This window comes from Pseudomonas sp. CBS, from assembly GCF_024734645.1.
GTDB lineage: Bacteria > Pseudomonadota > Gammaproteobacteria > Pseudomonadales > Pseudomonadaceae > Aquipseudomonas.
Map to the genome: position 1 here is coordinate 5,406,585 of NZ_CP102929.1, position 19,602 is coordinate 5,426,186.

General features: G+C 60.7%; 20 protein-coding genes, 1 tRNA gene and 1 pseudogene. 6 read left to right on the top strand and 16 right to left on the bottom strand.

Translation table 11 applies throughout. From position 1 onward, the window contains the following. Position 1 precedes the first annotated feature (1 nt). The 6 genes and pseudogenes from NVB75_RS24625 to NVB75_RS24650 all read right to left on the bottom strand — a co-directional run bounded on the left by NVB75_RS24625 (position 2) and on the right by NVB75_RS24650 (position 5,044). Positions 2-608 (bottom strand): annotated as a pseudogene (locus tag NVB75_RS24625) (50S ribosomal protein L25/general stress protein Ctc). 138 nt (positions 609-746) lie between these two features. Then, entirely contained in the window at positions 747-1,688 is a 942-nt protein-coding gene (locus tag NVB75_RS24630; RefSeq protein ID WP_003208392.1) for a ribose-phosphate pyrophosphokinase, read from the bottom strand. A 45-nt stretch (positions 1,689-1,733) separates the two neighbouring features. After that, positions 1,734-1,808 (bottom strand) — tRNA-Gln (locus NVB75_RS24635). A gap of 36 nt (positions 1,809-1,844) precedes the next feature. Continuing rightward, positions 1,845-2,696, bottom strand: coding sequence for a 4-(cytidine 5'-diphospho)-2-C-methyl-D-erythritol kinase (ispE, locus tag NVB75_RS24640; RefSeq protein WP_063033131.1), 852 nt, complete (start codon positions 2,694-2,696; stop codon positions 1,845-1,847). 1 nt (position 2,697) lies between these two features. Beyond that, on the bottom strand, positions 2,698-3,315 hold the full coding sequence (gene lolB, locus NVB75_RS24645; protein WP_063033130.1) for a lipoprotein insertase outer membrane protein LolB: 618 nt from the start codon (positions 3,313-3,315) through the stop codon (positions 2,698-2,700). Between the two features lie 4 nt (positions 3,316-3,319). Continuing rightward, entirely contained in the window at positions 3,320-5,044 is a 1,725-nt protein-coding gene (locus NVB75_RS24650) for a tetratricopeptide repeat protein (protein ID WP_258343725.1), read from the bottom strand. A gap of 303 nt (positions 5,045-5,347) precedes the next feature. Here NVB75_RS24650 and hemA point away from each other — a divergent pair, with 303 nt between their 5' ends. The 6 genes from hemA to NVB75_RS24680 all read left to right on the top strand — a co-directional run bounded on the left by hemA (position 5,348) and on the right by NVB75_RS24680 (position 10,713). Then, positions 5,348-6,637 carry a glutamyl-tRNA reductase gene (gene hemA / locus NVB75_RS24655; protein WP_258343726.1) on the top strand — a complete coding sequence of 430 codons (1,290 nt, stop codon included), beginning with the start codon at positions 5,348-5,350 and terminating at the stop codon, positions 6,635-6,637. Next, positions 6,634-7,716, top strand: coding sequence for a peptide chain release factor 1 (gene prfA / locus NVB75_RS24660; RefSeq protein WP_003208405.1), 1,083 nt, complete (start codon positions 6,634-6,636; stop codon positions 7,714-7,716). Before hemA ends, prfA begins: the two co-directional genes overlap by 4 nt. Next, on the top strand, positions 7,717-8,547 hold the full coding sequence (prmC, locus tag NVB75_RS24665; RefSeq protein WP_258343728.1) for a peptide chain release factor N(5)-glutamine methyltransferase: 831 nt from the start codon (positions 7,717-7,719) through the stop codon (positions 8,545-8,547). Continuing rightward, the gene (locus NVB75_RS24670) at positions 8,541-9,296 is read left to right on the top strand and encodes a molybdopterin-synthase adenylyltransferase MoeB (protein ID WP_258343729.1); all 756 of its coding nucleotides are present in this window, start codon (positions 8,541-8,543) and stop codon (positions 9,294-9,296) included. The genes prmC and NVB75_RS24670 overlap by 7 nt, the downstream gene beginning before the upstream one ends. Continuing rightward, the gene (murI, locus tag NVB75_RS24675) at positions 9,289-10,083 is read left to right on the top strand and encodes a glutamate racemase (RefSeq protein ID WP_258343731.1); all 795 of its coding nucleotides are present in this window, start codon (positions 9,289-9,291) and stop codon (positions 10,081-10,083) included. Before NVB75_RS24670 ends, murI begins: the two co-directional genes overlap by 8 nt. 111 nt (positions 10,084-10,194) lie before the next feature. Then, positions 10,195-10,713: an acyloxyacyl hydrolase gene (locus NVB75_RS24680; protein ID WP_258343732.1), complete on the top strand. Its 519-nt coding sequence runs from the start codon at positions 10,195-10,197 to the stop codon at positions 10,711-10,713. 138 nt (positions 10,714-10,851) lie between these two features. Here the strand turns inward: NVB75_RS24680 and NVB75_RS24685 are convergent, their stop codons facing one another. Genes NVB75_RS24685 through NVB75_RS24730 form a run of 10 tightly spaced genes read right to left on the bottom strand, consistent with a single transcriptional unit; the run spans position 10,852 to position 19,545 of the window. Then, positions 10,852-11,157, bottom strand: coding sequence for a YkgJ family cysteine cluster protein (locus tag NVB75_RS24685; RefSeq protein WP_063033124.1), 306 nt, complete (start codon positions 11,155-11,157; stop codon positions 10,852-10,854). Between the two features lie 54 nt (positions 11,158-11,211). Continuing rightward, positions 11,212-11,703, bottom strand: coding sequence for a DUF2878 domain-containing protein (locus tag NVB75_RS24690; RefSeq protein ID WP_258343734.1), 492 nt, complete (start codon positions 11,701-11,703; stop codon positions 11,212-11,214). Further along, positions 11,696-12,967, bottom strand: coding sequence for a cyclopropane-fatty-acyl-phospholipid synthase family protein (locus NVB75_RS24695; RefSeq protein WP_017475993.1), 1,272 nt, complete (start codon positions 12,965-12,967; stop codon positions 11,696-11,698). The genes NVB75_RS24690 and NVB75_RS24695 overlap by 8 nt, the downstream gene beginning before the upstream one ends. Continuing rightward, on the bottom strand, positions 12,954-13,760 hold the full coding sequence (locus NVB75_RS24700) for a DUF1365 domain-containing protein (protein WP_258343736.1): 807 nt from the start codon (positions 13,758-13,760) through the stop codon (positions 12,954-12,956). Before NVB75_RS24700 ends, NVB75_RS24695 begins: the two co-directional genes overlap by 14 nt. Next, complete coding sequence (locus tag NVB75_RS24705) at positions 13,757-15,004, bottom strand: NAD(P)/FAD-dependent oxidoreductase (protein WP_258343737.1); 1,248 nt, start codon at positions 15,002-15,004, stop codon at positions 13,757-13,759. Before NVB75_RS24705 ends, NVB75_RS24700 begins: the two co-directional genes overlap by 4 nt. Then, positions 15,001-15,783 carry an SDR family oxidoreductase gene (locus NVB75_RS24710; RefSeq protein WP_258343738.1) on the bottom strand — a complete coding sequence of 261 codons (783 nt, stop codon included), beginning with the start codon at positions 15,781-15,783 and terminating at the stop codon, positions 15,001-15,003. The genes NVB75_RS24705 and NVB75_RS24710 overlap by 4 nt, the downstream gene beginning before the upstream one ends. Continuing rightward, complete coding sequence (locus NVB75_RS24715; protein WP_258343739.1) at positions 15,780-16,202, bottom strand: nuclear transport factor 2 family protein; 423 nt, start codon at positions 16,200-16,202, stop codon at positions 15,780-15,782. Before NVB75_RS24715 ends, NVB75_RS24710 begins: the two co-directional genes overlap by 4 nt. Next, a complete protein-coding gene (gene phrB, locus NVB75_RS24720) occupies positions 16,195-17,640 on the bottom strand; it encodes a deoxyribodipyrimidine photo-lyase (RefSeq protein WP_258343740.1) in 1,446 nt (481 codons plus the stop codon). The genes NVB75_RS24715 and phrB overlap by 8 nt, the downstream gene beginning before the upstream one ends. Continuing rightward, complete coding sequence (locus NVB75_RS24725) at positions 17,641-18,570, bottom strand: MerR family transcriptional regulator (RefSeq protein WP_258343741.1); 930 nt, start codon at positions 18,568-18,570, stop codon at positions 17,641-17,643. A 3-nt stretch (positions 18,571-18,573) separates the two neighbouring features. Further along, a complete protein-coding gene (locus NVB75_RS24730) occupies positions 18,574-19,545 on the bottom strand; it encodes a DUF523 and DUF1722 domain-containing protein (protein WP_258343742.1) in 972 nt (323 codons plus the stop codon). Positions 19,546-19,602 lie beyond the last annotated feature (57 nt).

The window sequence follows — 19,602 nt, forward strand, 5'->3', positions numbered from 1 at the left end:
GTTACTCTGCAGCGGTTTCGCCTTCTTCATCTTCTGCTACTACACGTGGCGCGTGGACGTTGGCAACAGCCTTGTCGTCGTCGTGAGCCAGTGCTACGAACTCAACGCCTTTAGGGGCTTTGAGGTCCGACAGGTGGATGATGGTGCCGATTTCAGCAGCCGACAGGTCGACTTCGATGAACTCAGGCAGGTCTTTCGGCAGGCAGGTTACTTCCAGCTCGGTGGCAGTGTGGGACACAACGCCGCCTTTCTTGACCGGAGCTTCTTCACCAACAAAGTGCACAGGCACGATAGCGGTCAGTTTTTGACCAGCTACAACGCGAATGAAGTCAGCGTGCAGTACGTGGCCCTTGGCTGGGTGACGTTGCAGTGCCTTGATGATGACGTTCTGCTTCTTGCCACCAACGTTCAGCTCGATGATGTGGCTGTAGGCCGCGTCGTTTTCGAGCAGTTTGGCGATTTCTTTAGCCAGCATGCTGATGGATTCAGGGGCTTTTTCGCCACCGTAAACTACAGCTGGAACCAGGCTTGCGAGACGACGCAGGCGGCGGCTCGCACCTTTTCCCCAGGTCGGAACGCAGTTCAGCATTCAAAGTAAAATCGTTCATGTTGTATCTCCAAAATAACCACATTCGCCCTAGCGTTTGCGACCAGCGCTAAAGGCGATATGGGCAAAAAAGCCCCGCCCCGGCAGAATGCTGGGGCGGGGCGCTTTTCGTCAGGTTGATGCAGCTAAGGTTTGACCCTTAACGGAACATCGCGCTGATCGATTCTTCGTTGCTGATGCGGCGAACCGCTTCGGCAACTACCGGTGCGATATCCAGTTGACGGATACGCGAACAGGCTTGAGCGGCAGCGGACAACGGGATGGTGTTAGTCACCACCAGTTCGTCCAGCATTGAGTTCTCGATGTTCTCGATCGCTCGGCCCGACAGCACAGGGTGTGTGCAGTAGGCGAAGACTTTTGCTGCACCGTGCTCTTTCAAGGCTTTCGCCGCGTGGCACAGGGTGCCGGCGGTGTCGACCATGTCATCAACCAGAATACAGGTACGCCCTTCGACATCACCGATGATATGCATCACTTCAGAGTGATTGGCTTTCTCACGGCGTTTGTCGATGATCCCGAGATCCACGCCCAGGGATTTGGCAACAGCCCGTGCACGCACGACGCCACCAATGTCCGGGGACACGATCATCAGGTTTTCAAAGCGCTGGTCTTCGATGTCATCCACCAGGACGGGGGAGCCGTAGATGTTATCTACCGGAATATCGAAGAACCCCTGGATTTGGTCAGCGTGCAGGTCAACCGTGAGAACACGGTCGATGCCTACCACGGTCAGCATGTCAGCAACGACTTTCGCGCTGATAGCCACACGTGCGGAACGCGGACGGCGATCCTGACGGGCATAACCAAAGTAAGGGATTACAGCTGTGATTCGAGTCGCTGAGGAGCGGCGGAAGGCATCAGCCATCACGACGAGTTCCATCAGGTTATCGTTGGTCGGAGCGCAAGTCGGCTGAATAATGAAAACATCTTTACCGCGGACATTTTCATTGATCTCGGCAGTAATTTCGCCGTCGGAGAATTTACCGACAGAGATGTCACCGAGAGGGATATGCAGCTGACGTACAACACGCCGAGCCAGATCGGGGTTAGCATTCCCCGTAAAGACCATCATCTTGGACACGCGCAGTACCTAGAGGCTGAGGGTAACCTGGATGAGTATAGAAAATGGCAGGGGCGGCTGGATTCGAACCAACGCATGGCAGGATCAAAACCTGCTGCCTTACCGCTTGGCGACGCCCCTGTATCTGTTGCAACGAGTACCCAGTACTCGGTTCCTTTAGAGCAGACTTTGCAGCTTGCGATGCAACATCGAAACGTTGCTTCCCTTTGCTACAAACCCTGTAAGGGTCTCTGTAAGAAGGGCCGAGACTTTATCAGCTTCAGCTTTGCTTGGGAAGCCCCCAAACACACAACTTCCAGTTCCGGTTAATTTTGCTTCGGTAAATTTACCTAACAAATTCAAAGCGTTACGTACATCTGGATAACGCCTTGCTACAACCGGTAAGCAGTCATTTCGACTGTTTCCCTTGGGAACGGGGCGCACTTTAATGGGAGGAGAGTTACGTGTCAACAGTGGATCTGAAAAAATTTCTGCTGTACTTACAGATACTTGCGGAACAAGCACGACATACCACGGCTCTTCGGGGTCTACAGGGGTGAGTTTCTCCCCCACGCCTTCGGCAAAAGCAGCGTGCCCACGCACGAAAACCGGGACGTCCGCGCCCAGTGTCAGGCCCAGCGCGGCCAGGCGATCGTGGTCCCAACCCAGCTGCCACAAGTGGTTCAGGCCGAGCAACGTTGTCGCGGCATTCGAGCTGCCGCCACCGATGCCGCCGCCCATGGGCAGGATTTTTTCGATCCAGATGTCGATGCCCAATGGGCAACCGGATTGTTCCTGAAGTTTTTTTGCGGCCTTCACAATCAGGTTGCTGTCGTGAGGCACGCCTTCGAATTCGGTGTGCAGTTGAATCACGCCGTCATCGCGAACGGCGAAAGTCAGCTCATCGCCGTAATCGAGAAATTGAAAAATCGTCTGCAGTTCGTGATAGCCGTCTTCACGGCGCCCGAGAATGTGCAGCATCAAATTCAGTTTGGCCGGGGAGGGCAGGGTCAGACGTTGCGCGGTCATGTCACTGCCCCAGTTTGCGAGGTTGCCAGTCCTTGATCACCAGCGTGACGTCAAGGTCGGTGCCATGCAGCTTGATGCGCTCGGGCAGCCAGTAACCGTTCTGTTGCACATAGCTCAGGTACTCGACCTGCCAGCCATCCTGCTCCAGCGAAGCCAGGCGGCTGTCGCCATTGAGGCTCAGGCGGCTCTTGCTGTCTGGTGCCGGAAGGCCGCGCACCCACCACACCAGGTGCGATACGGGGAGTTTCCAGCCCATCTGTTCTTCCAGCAGGGCTTCCGGTGTCGGCGCCTCGAAGCGGCCCTGATTGGCCACCTCCAGGCTGACTTGCCCCGGTCGGCCGGTCAGGCGTGCTGCACCGCGGCCCAGCGGGCCGGACAGGCGAATGTCGTAATAGTCCTGGCGTTGCAGCCAGAACAAGGTGCCGCTGCCCGAATCTTTCGGGGCGCGAATGCCGACCTTGCCCTCGATCTGCCAGCCATCCAGGCTGCTCAGTTGATCCTTGTGCTGCTGCCATTGCGCCGGGTTGCCCGGGCCTTCGACAGATTCACGGGTGCCAAGGCCGGAGCAGCCGGCGAGCAGGGCGATAAAGCTGAAAACGATGACGTGGCGCAAAAACATAAAATTAAAGGGTCTCGGATCCGGTCAGGCGCTTGATGGTGCTGCGCAGGATTGGGCTTTCGGGTTGTTCCTTGAGGAACTTCTCCCAGATTTGTCGCGCTTCACGCTGCTTGCCGTTGGCCCAGAGCACTTCGCCCAGGTGTGCGGCCACTTCCTGGTCGGGGAAGCGTTCCAGCGCCTGGCGCAGCAAGCGTTCGGCTTCGTCCAGGTTGCCCAGGCGGTAATTCACCCAGCCGAGGCTGTCGAGTACGGCCGGGTCTTCCGGGTTCAACTGGTGAGCCTTTTCAATCAGCTCCTTGGCTTCGGCGTAACGCGTTGTACGGTCGGACAAGGTGTAACCCAGGGCGTTCAGTGCCATGGCGTTGTCCGGGTCGCGCTTGATGATCAGGCGCAGGTCTTTTTCCATCTGCGCCAGGTCATTGCGTTTTTCCGCTTGCATGGCGCGGGTGTACAGCAGGTTCAGGTCGTCGGGGTATTGCAGCAAGGCTTGCTGAAGGATTTTCCAGGCGCGATCGCCTTGCTTGTTGGCCGACAAGGTCTCGGCCTGGATCAGATACAGCTGGATCGCGTAGTCCGGCTCGGCATCCCGTGCGGCAGCCAGGCGTTTTTCAGCCTCGTCGGTGCGGCCGTTGCTCATCAGGATGTCGGCCTGGCGCAGTTGCGCCGGCAGGTAGTCATTGCCGGGGCCCACCTGGGCGTATTCAAGCAATGCAGCCTGCGGGTCGTTACGCTCTTCAGCGATGCGACCCAGGTTCAGGTGCGCCGAATCCACGTGGCTCTCGCGGGCGATCAAGTCCTCCAGGTAACCCTTGGCCTCATCCCACGCCTTCGCTTCCAGGCACACCAGCGCCAGGGAGTAACGCAATTCATCATCGTCCGGGTATTGCTGCACGAGGTTGGCGAACTGCACTTTGGCGTCTTCCATGCGGTCCTGTTCAACCAGCATGCGCGCATAGGTCAGCAGCAGGCGTTTGTCGCCCGGGTACTTCTTGATGCTTTTTTCCAGCAACGGAATCGCTTCCTTGCCGCGGTTGAGGTTTTGCAGCAGGCGGGCACGCAGCAGGATCGGCGCGATCTCGCCCTCTTCCGGCGGGTGTTGCTCCAGCAGCTTCAACGCGGCCTCGGGCTCATCATCCTGTTGCAACAACAGCGCCTTGCCGAAGATCAGCTGGCTGTTGTTCGGGTGTTTTTGCAGCAGGCGGTCAAAACTCTTCATCAGGCCGTTGCGGGTGTCCTGATCGGTGTCGGCAGCCGACAGCGCGAGGAAGTCGAAATGCGTGTCGCCCTTGCCCTGCAGGACTTTCTCCATATACACCATGGAGTCGTCATAGCGCCCGGCGCGGGCCAGTTGAATGGCGGCTGCCCGCTGCGCTTCGAGATCGTCCGGGGCGTTTTTCGCCCAGATCAGCGAGGTGTCCAGGGCGGCCTGATCGGCGCCCAGGTACTCGGCGATACGAAACGCGCGCTCGGAGATCCCCGGATCCTGAGTATTGATGGCCTGGGTCACGTAGTTATCCAGGGCAATGTCGAAACGATTGCGCTGGCCGGCCAGCTCCGCGCTCAGCAGGCTGAAGACCGTTTCTTCACTGAACGAGGAATAAACCTTGGGCTTTTCAGGGGCGGGGGTGCTGTCTTCTACCGGCGGCGTACCGTCCGGCGACACGGGTGCCATGGCCTGGCAGCCGCTGAGAAAGACAAAAGCAAGGAGCAACGCGGAAGATCTATTCATATAGGAAGAGGACGACTAACCTGCGGTCGGATCATCATGACACAAGCCTTCGGCCAAACATAACCGGGGCGCCCGTAATACGCTTATTGCTTTCCCTGCAGGAGCGAGCTTGCTCGCGAAGATCGTCGACGATAACGCGTTCATTCTGGATTGACGCGTTGCCTGAGCGTTTTTCGCGAGCAAGCTCGCTCCTACAGGATGCCTTTATAGACACAAGGCATTAGGACAATAGCCTACGGTGGTTGTTCTGAATCATTCGAAGTAGGACAATTGTCGGCTTCCCGACATCATCAGCGATATTGAATGGCCTTCCTTGCACTCGGTATTAACCACAAGACTGCTTCTGTAGACGTCCGCGGGCGCGTGGCTTTTACTCCCGAGCAGTTGGTTGAGGCCTTGCAGCAGCTCTGCCGGCTCACCGACAGTCGCGAAGCTGCGATCCTTTCGACCTGCAATCGCAGCGAGCTCTATATAGAGCAGGAACATCTTTCAGCGGATGTGGTGCTGCGCTGGCTGGCCGATTACCACCATTTGAGCCTCGATGAGCTGCGCCAGAGCGCCTATGTGCACGAAGAGGATGCGGCAGTTCGTCACATGATGCGCGTCGCCTCCGGGCTCGATTCGCTGGTGTTGGGCGAACCGCAGATTCTCGGCCAGATGAAATCGGCCTACGCCGTGGCCCGCGAGGCCGGCACCATCGGCCCGCTGCTGGGGCGTTTGTTCCAGGCCACCTTCAATTCGGCCAAGCAGGTGCGTACCGACACCGCCATCGGTGAAAACCCGGTGTCCGTGGCATTTGCCGCCGTCAGCCTGGCCAAGCAGATTTTCAGTGACTTGCAACGCAGCCAGGCCCTGCTGATCGGCGCCGGCGAGACCATCACCCTGGTCGCCCGCCATCTGCATGAGCTGGGCGTAAAGCGCATCGTCGTCGCCAACCGTACCCTGGAGCGCGCCAGCATCCTCGCCGAACAGTTCGGTGCCCATGCGGTGTTGCTTTCCGACATCCCGGCCGAGCTGGTGCGCAGCGACATCGTCATCAGCTCCACCGCCAGCCAGTTGCCGATCCTCGGCAAAGGCGCGGTGGAAAGTGCCCTGAAACTGCGCAAGCACAAGCCGATCTTCATGGTGGATATCGCCGTTCCCCGGGATATCGAGCCTGAAGTCGGCGAGTTGGACGACGTTTACCTCTACAGCGTCGACGACCTGCACGAAGTGGTCGCCGAAAACCTCAAGAGTCGCCAGGGTGCAGCCCAGGCCGCCGAGGAGATGGTCAGCACCGGTGCCGACGATTTCATGGTGCGCCTGCGTGAACTGGCGGCAGTGGACGTGCTCAAGGCCTACCGTCAGCAAGGCGAACGCCTGCGGGACGAGGAATTGATCAAGGCCCAGCGTATGCTCGCCAATGGCAGCAGCGCCGAAGACGTGCTGATGCAACTGGCGCGCGGCCTGACCAACAAATTGCTGCACGCCCCCAGTGTTCAGTTGAAAAAGCTTACCGCCGAAGGCCGCCTCGATGCGCTGGCCATGGCCCAGGAACTCTTTGCCCTCGGTGAGGGCGCGACAGAAAGCTCTTCGGATAAAAAACCGCAATGAAAGCGTCACTGCTCAATAAACTGGACGTCCTTCAGGACCGTTTCGAAGAACTGACCGCCTTGCTCGGCGATGGCGAGGTCATCTCCGATCAAACCAAGTTCCGTACCTATTCCAAGGAATACGCGGAAGTTGAACCGATTGTGGGCACCTATAAACAGTTGCTCAAGGTTCAGGCTGACCTCGAAGGCGCCCAGGCGCTGCTCAAGGACAGCGACCCGGACATGCGCGAAATGGCCGTTGAAGAAGTGCGAGAGGCCAAGGACAAGCTGATCGAACTGGAAGGCGACCTGCAACGCATGCTGCTGCCCAAGGACCCGAATGACGGGCGCAACGTGTTCCTCGAAATCCGCGCCGGCACCGGTGGCGACGAGGCGGCGATTTTCTCCGGCGACTTGTTCCGCATGTACTCGCGGTATGCCGAGCGTCGCGGCTGGCGGGTCGAGATCCTGTCCGAGAACGAGGGCGAACACGGCGGCTATAAAGAAGTCATCGCCCGGGTTGAAGGCGAGAATGTCTACGGCAAGCTGAAGTTCGAGTCGGGCGTGCACCGCGTGCAGCGGGTTCCGGCGACGGAATCCCAGGGCCGCATCCACACCTCTGCCTGCACCGTGGCCGTATTGCCCGAGCCGGACGAGCAGGAAGCCATCGAGATCAACCCGGCAGACCTGCGGGTCGACACCTACCGTTCATCGGGTGCCGGTGGCCAGCACGTGAACAAGACCGACTCTGCGATCCGTATCACTCACTTGCCTTCGGGCATCGTGGTGGAATGCCAGGAAGAACGCTCCCAGCACAAGAACCGTGCACGGGCCATGTCATGGCTGTCGGCCAAGCTGAATGACCAGCAGACCAGCGCCGCCGCCAACGCGATTGCCAGCGAGCGTAAATTGCTCGTCGGCTCGGGCGACCGTTCCGAGCGTATCCGTACCTACAACTTTGCCCAGGGCCGGGTCACCGACCACCGCGTCAACCTGACGCTGTACTCCCTGGATGAAATCCTCGCCGGTGGCGTTGACGCGGTGATCGAGCCGTTGTTGGCCGAATACCAGGCCGACCAGCTCGCGGCGATAGGTGAATAAATGACCATTATCGCCAGCCTGTTACGCGCCGCCGACCTGCCAGACTCACCCACAGCGCGCCTGGACGTGGAATTGTTGCTGGCGGCTGCCCTGGGCAAGTCCCGCAGTTACCTGCACACCTGGCCGGAAAAAATCGTCAGCAGCGAAGATGCACTGACCTTCGCCGCCTACCTGCAACGCCGCCGCACCGGCGAGCCTGTGGCCTACATCCTCGGCCAGCAAGGTTTCTGGAAGCTGGACCTGGAAGTGGCGCCGCACACGCTGATCCCGCGTCCGGAAACCGAGATGCTGGTGGAAGCCGCCCTGGAATTGCTGCCTGCCACACCGGCCAAAGTCCTCGACCTCGGCACCGGCAGCGGCGCGATTGCCCTCGCCCTGGCCAGCGAACGCCCGGCCTGGCAAGTCACTGCCGTCGATCGCGTGCTGGAAGCCGTGGCCCTGGCCGAACGCAACCGCCAGCGCCTGCACCTGAATAACGCCACGGTGCTGAACAGCCATTGGTTCAGCGCCCTTGAAGGCCGCACCTACAACCTGATCATCAGCAACCCGCCTTATATCGCCGACACCGATCCGCATCTGGTGGCCGGTGATGTGCGCTTTGAGCCGGCCAGCGCGCTGGTGGCCGGGCATGACGGCCTGGACGACCTGCGGTTGATCATCGCCCAGGCGCCCGCGCACCTCGACGCCGCGGGCTGGCTGTTGCTGGAACACGGTTACGACCAGGCGGCCGCCGTGCGCGACCTGCTGCTGGGGGAAGGCTTCGAAGAAGTCCACAGCCGCATCGACCTCGGTGGCCACGAACGCATCACCCTGGGGCGTCGGCCGTGCTGAATGATCAGGAGCTGTTGCGCTATAGCCGACAGATTCTGTTGCAGCATGTCGACATCGAAGGCCAGTTGCGTCTGAAAAACAGCCGCGCCCTGATTGTCGGGCTCGGTGGCCTTGGCTCGCCGGTAGCGCTGTATCTGGCGGCGGCGGGTGTGGGTGAGCTGCATTTGGCGGATTTCGACACCGTCGACCTGACCAACCTGCAACGCCAGATCATCCATGACACCGACAGCGTCGGCCTGAGCAAGGTCGATTCGGCGATTCGTCGCCTGAGTGCGATCAATCCTGAAATACAGTTGGTCGCCCATCGCAGTGCGCTGGATGTCGATTCCCTCGCGGCTGCCGTGGCGGCGGTCGACGTGGTGCTCGATTGCAGTGACAACTTCTCCACTCGCGTAGCCGTCAACGCCGCCTGTGTTGCCGCCGGAAAACCTCTGGTCAGCGGCGCCGCGATTCGGCTCGAAGGCCAACTGTCGGTGTTCGACCCGAGGCGCGCCGAAAGCCCGTGCTACCACTGTTTATACGGGCACGGCAGCGAAACCGAACTGACCTGCAGCGAAGCCGGCGTCATCGGCCCGTTGGTGGGCCTGGTCGGCAGCCTGCAAGCCCTGGAAGCCTTGAAGTTACTGGCCGGTTTCGGCGAGCCGTTGGTGGGGCGGCTGTTGTTGATCGACGCCCTGACCACGCGTTTTCGCGAGCTGCGGGTCAAGCGTGACCCCGGTTGCAGCGTCTGCGGTAGCCACCATGGTTAAGGACGCGCCGATTGGTGTGTTCGATTCCGGCGTCGGTGGCCTGTCGGTGCTGGACGAAATTCAGCGCCTGATGCCCCACGAATCGCTGCTGTACGTGGCGGATTGCGGGCATATCCCGTACGGCGAGAAAACCCCGGCCTTCATCCTTGAGCGCTCGCGGCGGGTGGCGGAGTTTTTTCGGGAGAAGGGCGCCAAAGCCTTTGTGATTGCCTGCAACACGGCGACTGTCGCTGCGGTCGCCGACTTGCGCCAGGACTATCCCGACTGGCCGTTGGTGGGCATGGAGCCGGCGGTCAAACCCGCCGCCGCCGCGACCCGCAGTGGGGTAGTCGGAGTGCTGGCAACCACTGGCACCCTGCAAAGCGCCAAGTTCGCCGCCTTGCTCGACCGCTTTGCCACCGATGTACGGGTGATCACCCAGCCGTGCCCGGGCCTGGTGGAACTGATCGAGACCGGCGACCTGAGTAGCCCCGCCTTGCGTGTGATGTTGCAGGGTTACGTCGAACCGTTGATCGCTGCCGGTTGCGACACCATCATCCTCGGCTGCACCCACTACCCATTCCTCAAGCCACTGCTCGCCGGGATGCTCCCGCCGACGATCATTCTGATCGACACCGGGGCTGCAGTAGCACGTCAATTACAGCGCCTGTTGAGTGATCGCGAACTGCTGGCCACCGGTAATCCACAGCCGGCGCAGCTCTGGACCAGCGGCGATCCTCAGCATCTAAGAAATATCCTACCGACCCTATGGAAATTTCCCGGCGTTGTGCGTAATTTTGCCGTGTGAAAAAAACGTGAAATAGCACTGTTTTTCGCTGAACTTCTGCCTATGCGGCAGCTTCTATAGCAAGTTAGCCTGTACAAAACCATACAACTTCGTTCGGAAAGGATGTTTCTTATGAAGCGCTTGTTCTGTTTGGCTGCGATTGCGGCCGCCATGTTGGGGCACTCTTTTTCCGCGCAAGCAGCGGGTCTGGAGTTTGGGGTGGGGAGCACCAGCAATTCGACCATGACCTATCGCCTGGGGCTGACGTCGGATTGGGATAAAAGCTGGTTGCAGAGCAATACGGGTCGTCTCACGGGTTACTGGAGCGGCGCGTACACCTTTTGGGACGGGGACAAGCGCGCCAGTGTCAGCAGCCTGTCGTTCTCGCCGGTGTTTGTGTATGAGTTTGCCGGGGAGAGGGTGAAGCCCTACATAGAGGCCGGGGTCGGCGTGGCGCTGTTCTCGCGCACGCAGGTTGAAGACAACAACATCGGCCAGGCTTTCCAGTTTGAAGACCGACTGGGCTTTGGTCTGCGCTTTGTCGGTGGGAGTGAGGTGGGGATTCGGGCCACCCATTACTCGAATGCCGGGATCAGCAGCAACAACGATGGTGTCGAGAGCTATTCGCTGCACTACACGATGCCACTGTAATTCCTCAGAACACTGCAAAACCATTGTGGGAGCGGGCTTGCTCGCGAAAGCGGCGTATCAGCGACGAATCAGTTGACTGACACACCACTTTCGCGAACAAGCCCGCTCCCACATTTGCTCATCGTTGGTTTTTCAAAATCAGCGATACACCGTCGCAAGCCCCTGGCGCTCATCGATGCACTCCGGTGCGCCCATCTCGAACTCCCGGCAGATCAGCGGCCGCTTCTCATAAATCGTGCACATCATCGTGTCGCGATCCAGCGCCGCGCACCAGCCATCATCCAGGCGCAGCATGACTTCGCCGCCCCAATCGTCGGTATCGATAAAGCGATCAGGCACGCCCGTGTCGGTGATCAGCATGACTTCCAGCTGGCAGCAGCACGCGGCGCAGGTGGAGCAGGTGACGGCGGGTTCGGCGATTTGTGTGTGGGGGATGTTGGTCATAGGCGCGCAGTGTAAGGCAAGCGGCTTACCTGTGTGTGAAAGGCCTGACGGACGTCAGTGTGACAACTGCCTGGCGACCCAGTGCAGCAACGGGAAAATCATGCCCCAGAGCAACGCGAGGCCGATGACGGTCGGCACCGTGCCATAGCCGAAACTGACTCCAGCCAACTGGCTGCCTGCGTAATAGGACAACGGTCCGCCCACCGCGCCCAACAGACTGGCGCGCCACCAGGGTTGTGCGCTCCAGGCCAGGCAATGGCGCAGGGTGGTTGCCAGCAGCGCCCACAACAGGATCAGCCACAAAGGTGCCAACGGCCCAGGCAGGCTGAAATGAAACACACCCAAGGCGCGCAACGCGGTGTCGACCACCGTGCCCAGCAGGGTCACGGCAAGAATCACCTGGCCTTCTTCCGACCACGCACTTATCCACAGCAGGTGGACCGCCAGCACCGCGACTCCCACCAACAGCCACGGGCTGTCGCCACCCAGCACACAGGCAAACCAACCGCACTGAAACAGCACGGCATTCGCCAGCGGTTTAAGCATCAAAGCGCCCGAGCAGCGGTTGGGTCAGGGCCGCCGGCTTGGCCAGCAGCATCTGGGCGGTGCCGATGGTACGCTCCATAAAGCCGCCCTCGCAGTAGCACAGGTAAAACTCCCACAGACGCAGGAAATATTCGTCGTAGCCCATTTCCGTCAGGCGGCTGTGGGCGCGGCGAAAGTTCTCATGCCACAGGCGCAGGGTTCGTGCGTAGTGCAGGCCGAAATCTTCCATGTGCAGCAGGTTCATGTCGGTGTCGCGGCTGACGATCTCGAGCATTTTCTGCACGCAGGGCAGGGCGCCGCCGGGGAAAATATAGCGCTGGATGAAATCCACGCTGCTCTTGGCCTGCTCGTAGCGCTGTTCACGAATGGTGATGGCTTGCAGCAACATCAGGCCGTTGCTCTTGAGCAACTGCGCGCATTGTTTGAAGTAGGTCGGCAGGAAGCGATGGCCCACGGCTTCGATCATCTCGATGGACACCAGCTTGTCGTACTGGCCGGTCAGGTCGCGGTAGTCCTCCAGCAGCAGTGTCACCTGATTCTGCAAACCCAGGGCCTCGATGCGTTTTTCGGTGTAGGCAAACTGCTCTTTGGACAAGGTCGTGGTGGTGACCTTGCAGCCATACTGCTGCGCGGCATAGATTGCCATGCTGCCCCAGCCGGTGCCGATCTCCAGCAGATGGTCCGACGGTTTCAGCGCGAGCTTCTGGCAAATCCGCTCCAGCTTGTTCAGTTGTGCCTGTTCCAGGGTGTCGTCGGCGGTGAGGAACTGTGCGGCCGAATACATCATGGTCGGGTCGAGGAATTCTTCGAACAGGTCGTTGCCCAGGTCGTAGTGGGCGGCGATGTTCTTCTGCGAGCCCTTGCGCGTGTTGCGGTTGAGCCAGTGCAGGCCTTGGGTGAAGGGCCGCGCCAGTTTGGCCAGGCCACCTTCCAGTGCATCCAGCACATCGAGGTTGCTGACCATCACCCGCACCACGGCGGTCAGGTCCGGGCTGCTCCAGTAGCCATGAATAAATGCCTCGCCCGCGCCGATGGAACCGTTGGCCGCCACCAGCCCCCATACGGCCGAATCGAGGATCTGGATTTCCCCCAGCAGGTGCGCTTCCCGTGCGCCGAAGACTTGCCGCTCGCCGTCCTCGATCACCACCAACTGGCCGTGGCGCAGTTGGCCGAGCTGGCGCAGCACCGCTTTGCGCAGCAGTGCGGCGGTCATGCCGTTGACGTTCAAGCGATTGGATTTGACCGATAAGCTAGGGGATTTCATGGCGGCGATCCTTGGTGTACCCGACTGCGGTGCGAGAAGCGCCTTCGGCGGCGTGATGGGAAAAAATCGGCGTGCGTTTAAGCAGAAGGCGCAGGGCCTGCCAATAAATGGCCAGGCAGGTCTTGGCGGTCATCCACGGGAAGCGCCACAAATAACGGTGCAGGCTGGCGCGGTTCAGTGCTTCACGTTGCAGGCTCAAGGTGGCGTCGAACACTTTCAGGTCGCCTTGCCAGTCGGCCATGTGCACGCCGAGTCTGGCGGCGGGCGGGCTGAAGCTCATGCGGTATTCCAGGTCCCGGGGCAAAAACGGCGAGACATGAAACGCCTTGGCCACGGCGAAGTGCTGATGTTCACCGGCAGGCAGCGCCATGGCCGGCAGCACGTAGTGATAGCGTTCGCGCCACGGGGTGTTGGTCACTTCACACAGAATCGCGGCCAAGGTGCCATCGGCCTCGAAGCAGTAGAAGAAACTCACCGGATTAAAAGCCAGGCCCCAACTGCGGGCCTGGGTCAGCAGGCAGATTGCGCCCTCGGGGATGCGCCCGAGGGCCTTGCCGACTTCTTGGCGTACGGCATCGGTCAAGCTCATGCCGTGACGGGTAAATTCGCGCAGGTAATCCTGCTGGCGAAATGCAAACGGTGCCCAGCGGTCGCCAGCGAGCGGCGACAAGCCGAACACTTCGTGCTGTTCGCTGAGGTCCAGGTACAGCAGGCCGATCCGATAACGGAAGGCGTGGCCCCTGGGCGTAAACCGCCGATGGGCGATCCAGCCGCTGTACAGGGCGCTGTTCACAGCGCTTCCCCAAACGCTTTGGCCACGCGCAACGCGCTGACCACACCGTCTTCGTGGAAACCGTTGGCCCAGTAGGCGCCGCAGTAATAAGTGTGCTGTGCGCCGTGTAATTCTTCCCAGCGCGCTTGAGCGGCCACGGCGGCCAGGCTGTATTGCGGGTGAGCGTAGGTGTAGCGGGCGAGAATTTTGAGCGGGTTGATCATCGCCGTCTGGTTGAGGCTGACGCAAAAGGTGGTGGCGCTGTCGATGCCCTGCAGGATGTTCATGTCGTAGGTCACGGCAGCCTGTTTTTGCGTGCTGCTGTCCAGGCGATAGTTCCAGCTGGCCCAGGCCAGTTTGCGCTCGGGCAGCAAGCGGGTGTCGGTGTGCAGGACTACGTCGTTGTCGGCGTAGGGCAGGGCACCGAGGATCTGCTGCTCGGCCAGGCTCGCGTCGCCCAGCAATGCCAGGGCCTGGTCGCTGTGGCAGGCGAACACGACTTTATCGAACGCCTCGCTGCCCGCCGCGCTGTGGATAACCACGCCGATCGGTGTACGCTCAACCCGGGTGACGGGGCAATTGAGGCGAATTTTTTCACGGAAAGATTGGGTCAGCGGCTCGATGTAGCGGCTGGACCCGCCTTCGATCACGCACCACTGCGGCCGATTACTCACTGATAACAAACCGTGATTCTTGAAGAACCGCACGAAGAATTGCAGGGGAAACCCGAGCATGTCAGCCAGGGACATCGACCAGATCGCCGCGCCCATCGGCACGATGTAGTGCTGGATAAATCGCTGGCCGTAGCCGCCCGCTTGCAGATACTCGCCCAGGGTCATCTCGGCGCTGATGCGTTGCTCTTGCAGGTCCAGCGGCGCCTGGCGGTTGAAGCGCAGGATATCGCGCAACATACCCCAGAACCCCGGCGAGAGCATATTGCGGCGCTGGGCGAACAGGCTGTTGAGGTTGTTGCCGTTGTACTCGAACCCGGTGTTCGGGTCGCACACCGAAAAGCTCATCTCGGTGGGTTTGAACGTCACGCCAATCTGCCCCAGCAGCTTGATGAAGTTGGGGTAGGTCCAGTTGTTGAACACGATGAAGCCGGTGTCCACTGCGTAGCTTTTGCCATCCACCGTGACATTCACCGTGTGGGTGTGCCCGCCGATGCGGTCGCCCGCTTCGAACAAGGTGATGTCGTGGCGGCGACTGAGCAGATAGGCGCTGGTAAGCCCGGCAATGCCGCTGCCGATGATCGCGATCTTCACAGGTCATCCTTTCTCGGCGGCGGGCTGCGCAGCATGCGTTTACCGATGATCAGTTTGGCGCGGTTCGGCAGTTTCGACAGCGGCCATAGCGCGGCAATGAACAGGGCCGGGAAGGCAATTTCCAATGGGCGGTTTTGCAGCTTGGCGAAGATATGTCGCGCGGCCTTGTCCGCCGGCCAGCTCAAGGGCATCGGGAAGTCATTGCGGGCGGTCAGCGGTGTGTCGACGAAGCCCGGGCTGACCACGGTGACGTCAATGCCTTCGGGCGACAGGTCGATGCGCAGGGATTCGAACAGATAACGCAGGCCTGCCTTGGAGGCACCGTAGGCTTCAGCCCTGGGCATCGGCAGGTAGGTCACGGCGCTGGCCACGCCGACCAGGTGCGGTGTGTGGCCGGCCCGCAATAGCGGCAGGGCGGCTTCGATGCAGTAACTGCTGGCCAGCAGGTTGGTGCGCACCACGTGCTCGATGATCGAGGAATCAAACTGCTTGGCGTCCACGTATTCGCAAGTGCCGGCATTGAGAATCACAGTGTCCAGCGAGCCCCAGACTACGGCGATGTGCTCGCCGATTTCGCGCACGGTCTGGCTGTTGGTCAGGTCGCCCGCCACCACCAGCACCTGCCCGGGGTATTGCTGGGCGAGCTGTTCCAGCGGCTCTTTGGAGCGGGAGCTGACAGCCACGTGGGCACCGCTGTCGAGCAGCGCTTTGGCCAGTTCGGCACCGATGCCACTGCTGGCACCGGTCAACCAGTAACGACGAGGCGGCACGAGGTTCATCCCATTCTCCTTTTCAACCAGCTGACCACGCCGCCGAGGACCGGCACGTGTTCATACAACAGCGCACCTGCATCAAAATAATCCCGGTGGTGGTACACCTGCTCGCGCCATAACAGGTGCGAGCAGCCTTCGACACGAATCACTTTACCCCCGCCCAGGCGGGGGTGGCAGAAGCTCATTTTCCAGCGCAGGTAGCCCTCACCTTCAGCCACTTGATCGAAGCCATGGAAGTCAAAGCGCAACTGGGTAACGTTGTCGTACAGCTCGGCGAAGTAACGGTGCAGCGCCGGCAGCCCGTGCACTTCGTGCAAAGGGTCGGTGAAGCTGACGTCTTTGCTGTACAGGCTGTCGAGCAGGTGCAGGTTGTGTTTGTCCACACTGGCAAAGGCCTGGGCGAAGCGGCGCAGGAAATCACTCATAACCACCCCCGACCGCCTGGCGTGAAGGCAGGCTGCGGAAGGCGGCGAGCGCGCGCTCGCGGGACTTTTTCAGATCGACGATAGGACGAGGATAGTCCGCCACGCCAAACAAGCCGCCCACGGCATCGGGGTTGTGCACTTCCTTTTTGTTCAGCGCTGCCAGTTGTGGCAGCCAGTGCTTGATAAACACCCCTTCGCCGTCGAATTTTTCCGACTGGCTCAAGGGACTGAAAATCCGGAAGTACGGCGCCGAATCGGTGCCGGTGGATGAACTCCACTGCCAGCCACCGTTGTTCGCCGCGAGGTCGCCGTCGATCAGGTGACGCATGAAAAAGCGCTCGCCTTCGCGCCAGTCGATCAGCAGGTTTTTGGTCAGAAACATCGCCACCACCATGCGCAGGCGGTTGTGCATCCAGCCGGTTTCCAGCAGTTGGCGCATGGCCGCGTCGATGATCGGCAGGCCGGTGCGTGCTTCCTGCCAGGCCTTCAAGTCTTCCGGACTGTTGCGCCAGGCCACGGCTTCAGTCTCCGGGCGGAACGCGCGGTGGCGCGAGACCCGTGGGTAACCCACCAGAATATGTTTGTAGAACTCGCGCCATAGCAGCTCGTTGATCCAGGTAATCGCGCCGATGTCGCCGCTTTCGAATTCGCCCTGGTTGCTTTGCAGGGCGGCATGCAGGCATTGGCGCGGCGAAACCACACCGGCGGCCAGATAGGCTGAGAGCTGGCTGGTGCCGGGCTTGGCCGGGAAATCGCGTTCGTCCTTGTAATAGCTGATTTGCGCGTCGGCGAATTGATCGAGACGGCGCCGGGCTTCGGCCTCACCCGCCGGCCACAGGGCGCGCAGGGCCTCGCTCGGGGTAGCGAAGCCCTCGACGTGATCCGGGACCGGGTCGCTTTTCAGTTTGAGCGGCGCCTGCGCCTTGGGTGTGGCGACCAAACGCGGCAAGGCGCCGTGCAGGCGGTTGTAGCAGACCTTGCGGAACTGGCTGAACACCTGGAAGTACGTGCCGGTCTTGGTCAGCACGCTGCCGGGCTGGAAAAACAACTGGTCCAGGTAATTGTAAAACGTGACACCGCGGGCTTCGAGGGCCTGGGCCACGGCGGCGTCGCGGCGCTCTTCGTGGATGCCGTATTCGTCATTGACGTGCACCGACTCGACCGACAGTTCCTGGCACAGGTCTGCCAGGACTTGCGGTGCCTGGTCCCAGGTCGATGCATGGCGGATCAATAGAGGAATGTTCAACTCCCCCAGCGCCACGCTCAGGCTCTTGAGGTTGCGCAGCCAGAAGTCGACTTTGCATGGCGCGTCATCGTGGGCCAGCCATTGCTCGGGGCTGATCAGGTAGACAGCCACCGTCGGCCCGCGCTGTGCGGCGGCGGCGAGGGCGGTGTTGTCATGTAGGCGCAGGTCGGTGCGCAGCCAGATCAAGTGCATTTAAATAAGTCCACGCTGGATCAGTACCTGATGGGCCGACAACGGGTCTTCGGCCAGGAGCAATTCAGGAATGTCTTGGGTTAATACGGACAGCTCCGCCTGGTGGATGCATACCGCTGGTCCGGTTATCAGTTTCGGACAACTGAAGCCGCTCAACAGTTTTTCCAACGCCGATGTATGGAGCGTCTTGCTCGAATACAGCAGTACTGCCCGGGGTTGCAGGTGTTCGACGGCCAGGGCCAGTTCGCCCGCCGGCAATGGCCAGTCGAAGACTTCCACCGGGCAATCGGCACTGCTGGCGAGCCAGGCGGTGAGCCACAGGTGCGGCTCCAGCGGCAGGTCGGAATGGTTGATCAGCAGCAGGGGCGCGCCGTTGAGCTGGCGATTGTTGTGATACATCCGCGCGCCGAATTTGCTGCGCAGCCAGGAATAGAAAAACACCCGCTCCATCTGCGCACCGAATTGGCCTTGCCAGCGTAGCTCAAGTTCCTTGAGTAACGGCAGCAGAAGTTGCTCGCACAGGGTGCGCGGTGGGTACAGCGCCATCGCCTGGTTGAAGGCGTCATCCACCCGGCGCTCGGCCAGCTCGCTGATGGCCTGCAACAGGTGCTGGCGGCGGTTGTGCCATTCGTTTTCCACCGGCGGTTCGCTGGCGGTTTGCGCGGTGTCGATCAGGCTTTTGACCTGACTGACCGGCACCCCGCGGTTGAGCCAGGTGAGGATGGTGTGGATGCGTTGGACATGCTCGGCGCTGAACAGGCGGTGCCCCTTGGGCGTGCGCTGGGGCACGATCAGGCCGTAGCGCCGCTCCCAGGCGCGCAGGGTCACGGCGTTGACGCCGGTCTGGCGCGCCACTTCGCGGATCGGCAGCCAGCCTTGTTCGAGGGCCTCGGCGATGTCTTCCACAGGTGCTTGCAGGGGGAAAGTCATAGGTTAAATCGCATTACGCAGGCTGAGGTTTTCCGGGTGCGGTTGCAGGTAGGCCTGCTGCGCGATATAGCGGTCCGGATGCTGGCGAAAGTGGTGCTTGAGCAGCGTCAGCGGCACCACCAGCGGCACGATGCCCTGGCGGTATTGGCCAATGATGGTCTGCATTTCCTGTTTGTCTTCGGCGCTGATGGCTTGCTTGAGGTAGCCGCTGATGTGTTGCAGCACGTTGGTGTGGGTGCCGCGGGTGGCGCACTGGGTCAGGGCGGTCATCAGTTCGCTGAAGTAGCCGGCGGCCAAGGCGTCAAGGTCGACGTCCTTGGGCATGCTGCCCAGCAGGTTGCCCAGGCTTTTGTAATGCACCGGGCTGTGGGCCATCAGCAGGTATTTGTAGCGCGAGTGAAATTCCAGCAGGCGGTGACGAGTCAGGCCTTCGGCGAGCAGTTGCTGCCAGGTGGCATAGACGAATACCCGGGTCAGGAAGTTTTCCCGCAGCACCGGGTCATTCAGCCGACCGTCTTCTTCCACCGGCAGGTTGGGGTGGCGCGCGCAGAATGCCTGGGCGTAGATGCCGCGCCCGCCGCCGTCGATGGGCATGCCGTTGTCTTGATAAACCTTCACCCGCTCCAGGCCGCAGGACGGGGATTTCTGCATGAAGATGTAACCGCAGAGGTCGGTGTGTTCAGCGGCCATTTGCTGGCCGTAATCATCCAGTGGCTGGGTCACGTTGAGTTCGCGGTGCACGGTGCCGACAGCTTGGGGATTAAGCGGGTCACCCACCAGGCGAATCGGCTCGCGGGGAATGCCCAGGCCGATGGCGACTTCAGGGCACAGCGGCACGAAGTCGAAATAATCGGCGAGGGTCTGGCTGCACAGTTGAGATTGTTTGTGCCCGCCGTTGAAGCGCACGTTCTCGCCCAACAAGCAGGCGCTGATGGCGATTTTCGGTTTTCCGGTGGCGGGCAGGGTGCTGGACATGGCCAAACCTCAGTGAAATTCCTGTACAGAGTTAAATTTCTGTACAACTTGATCTCA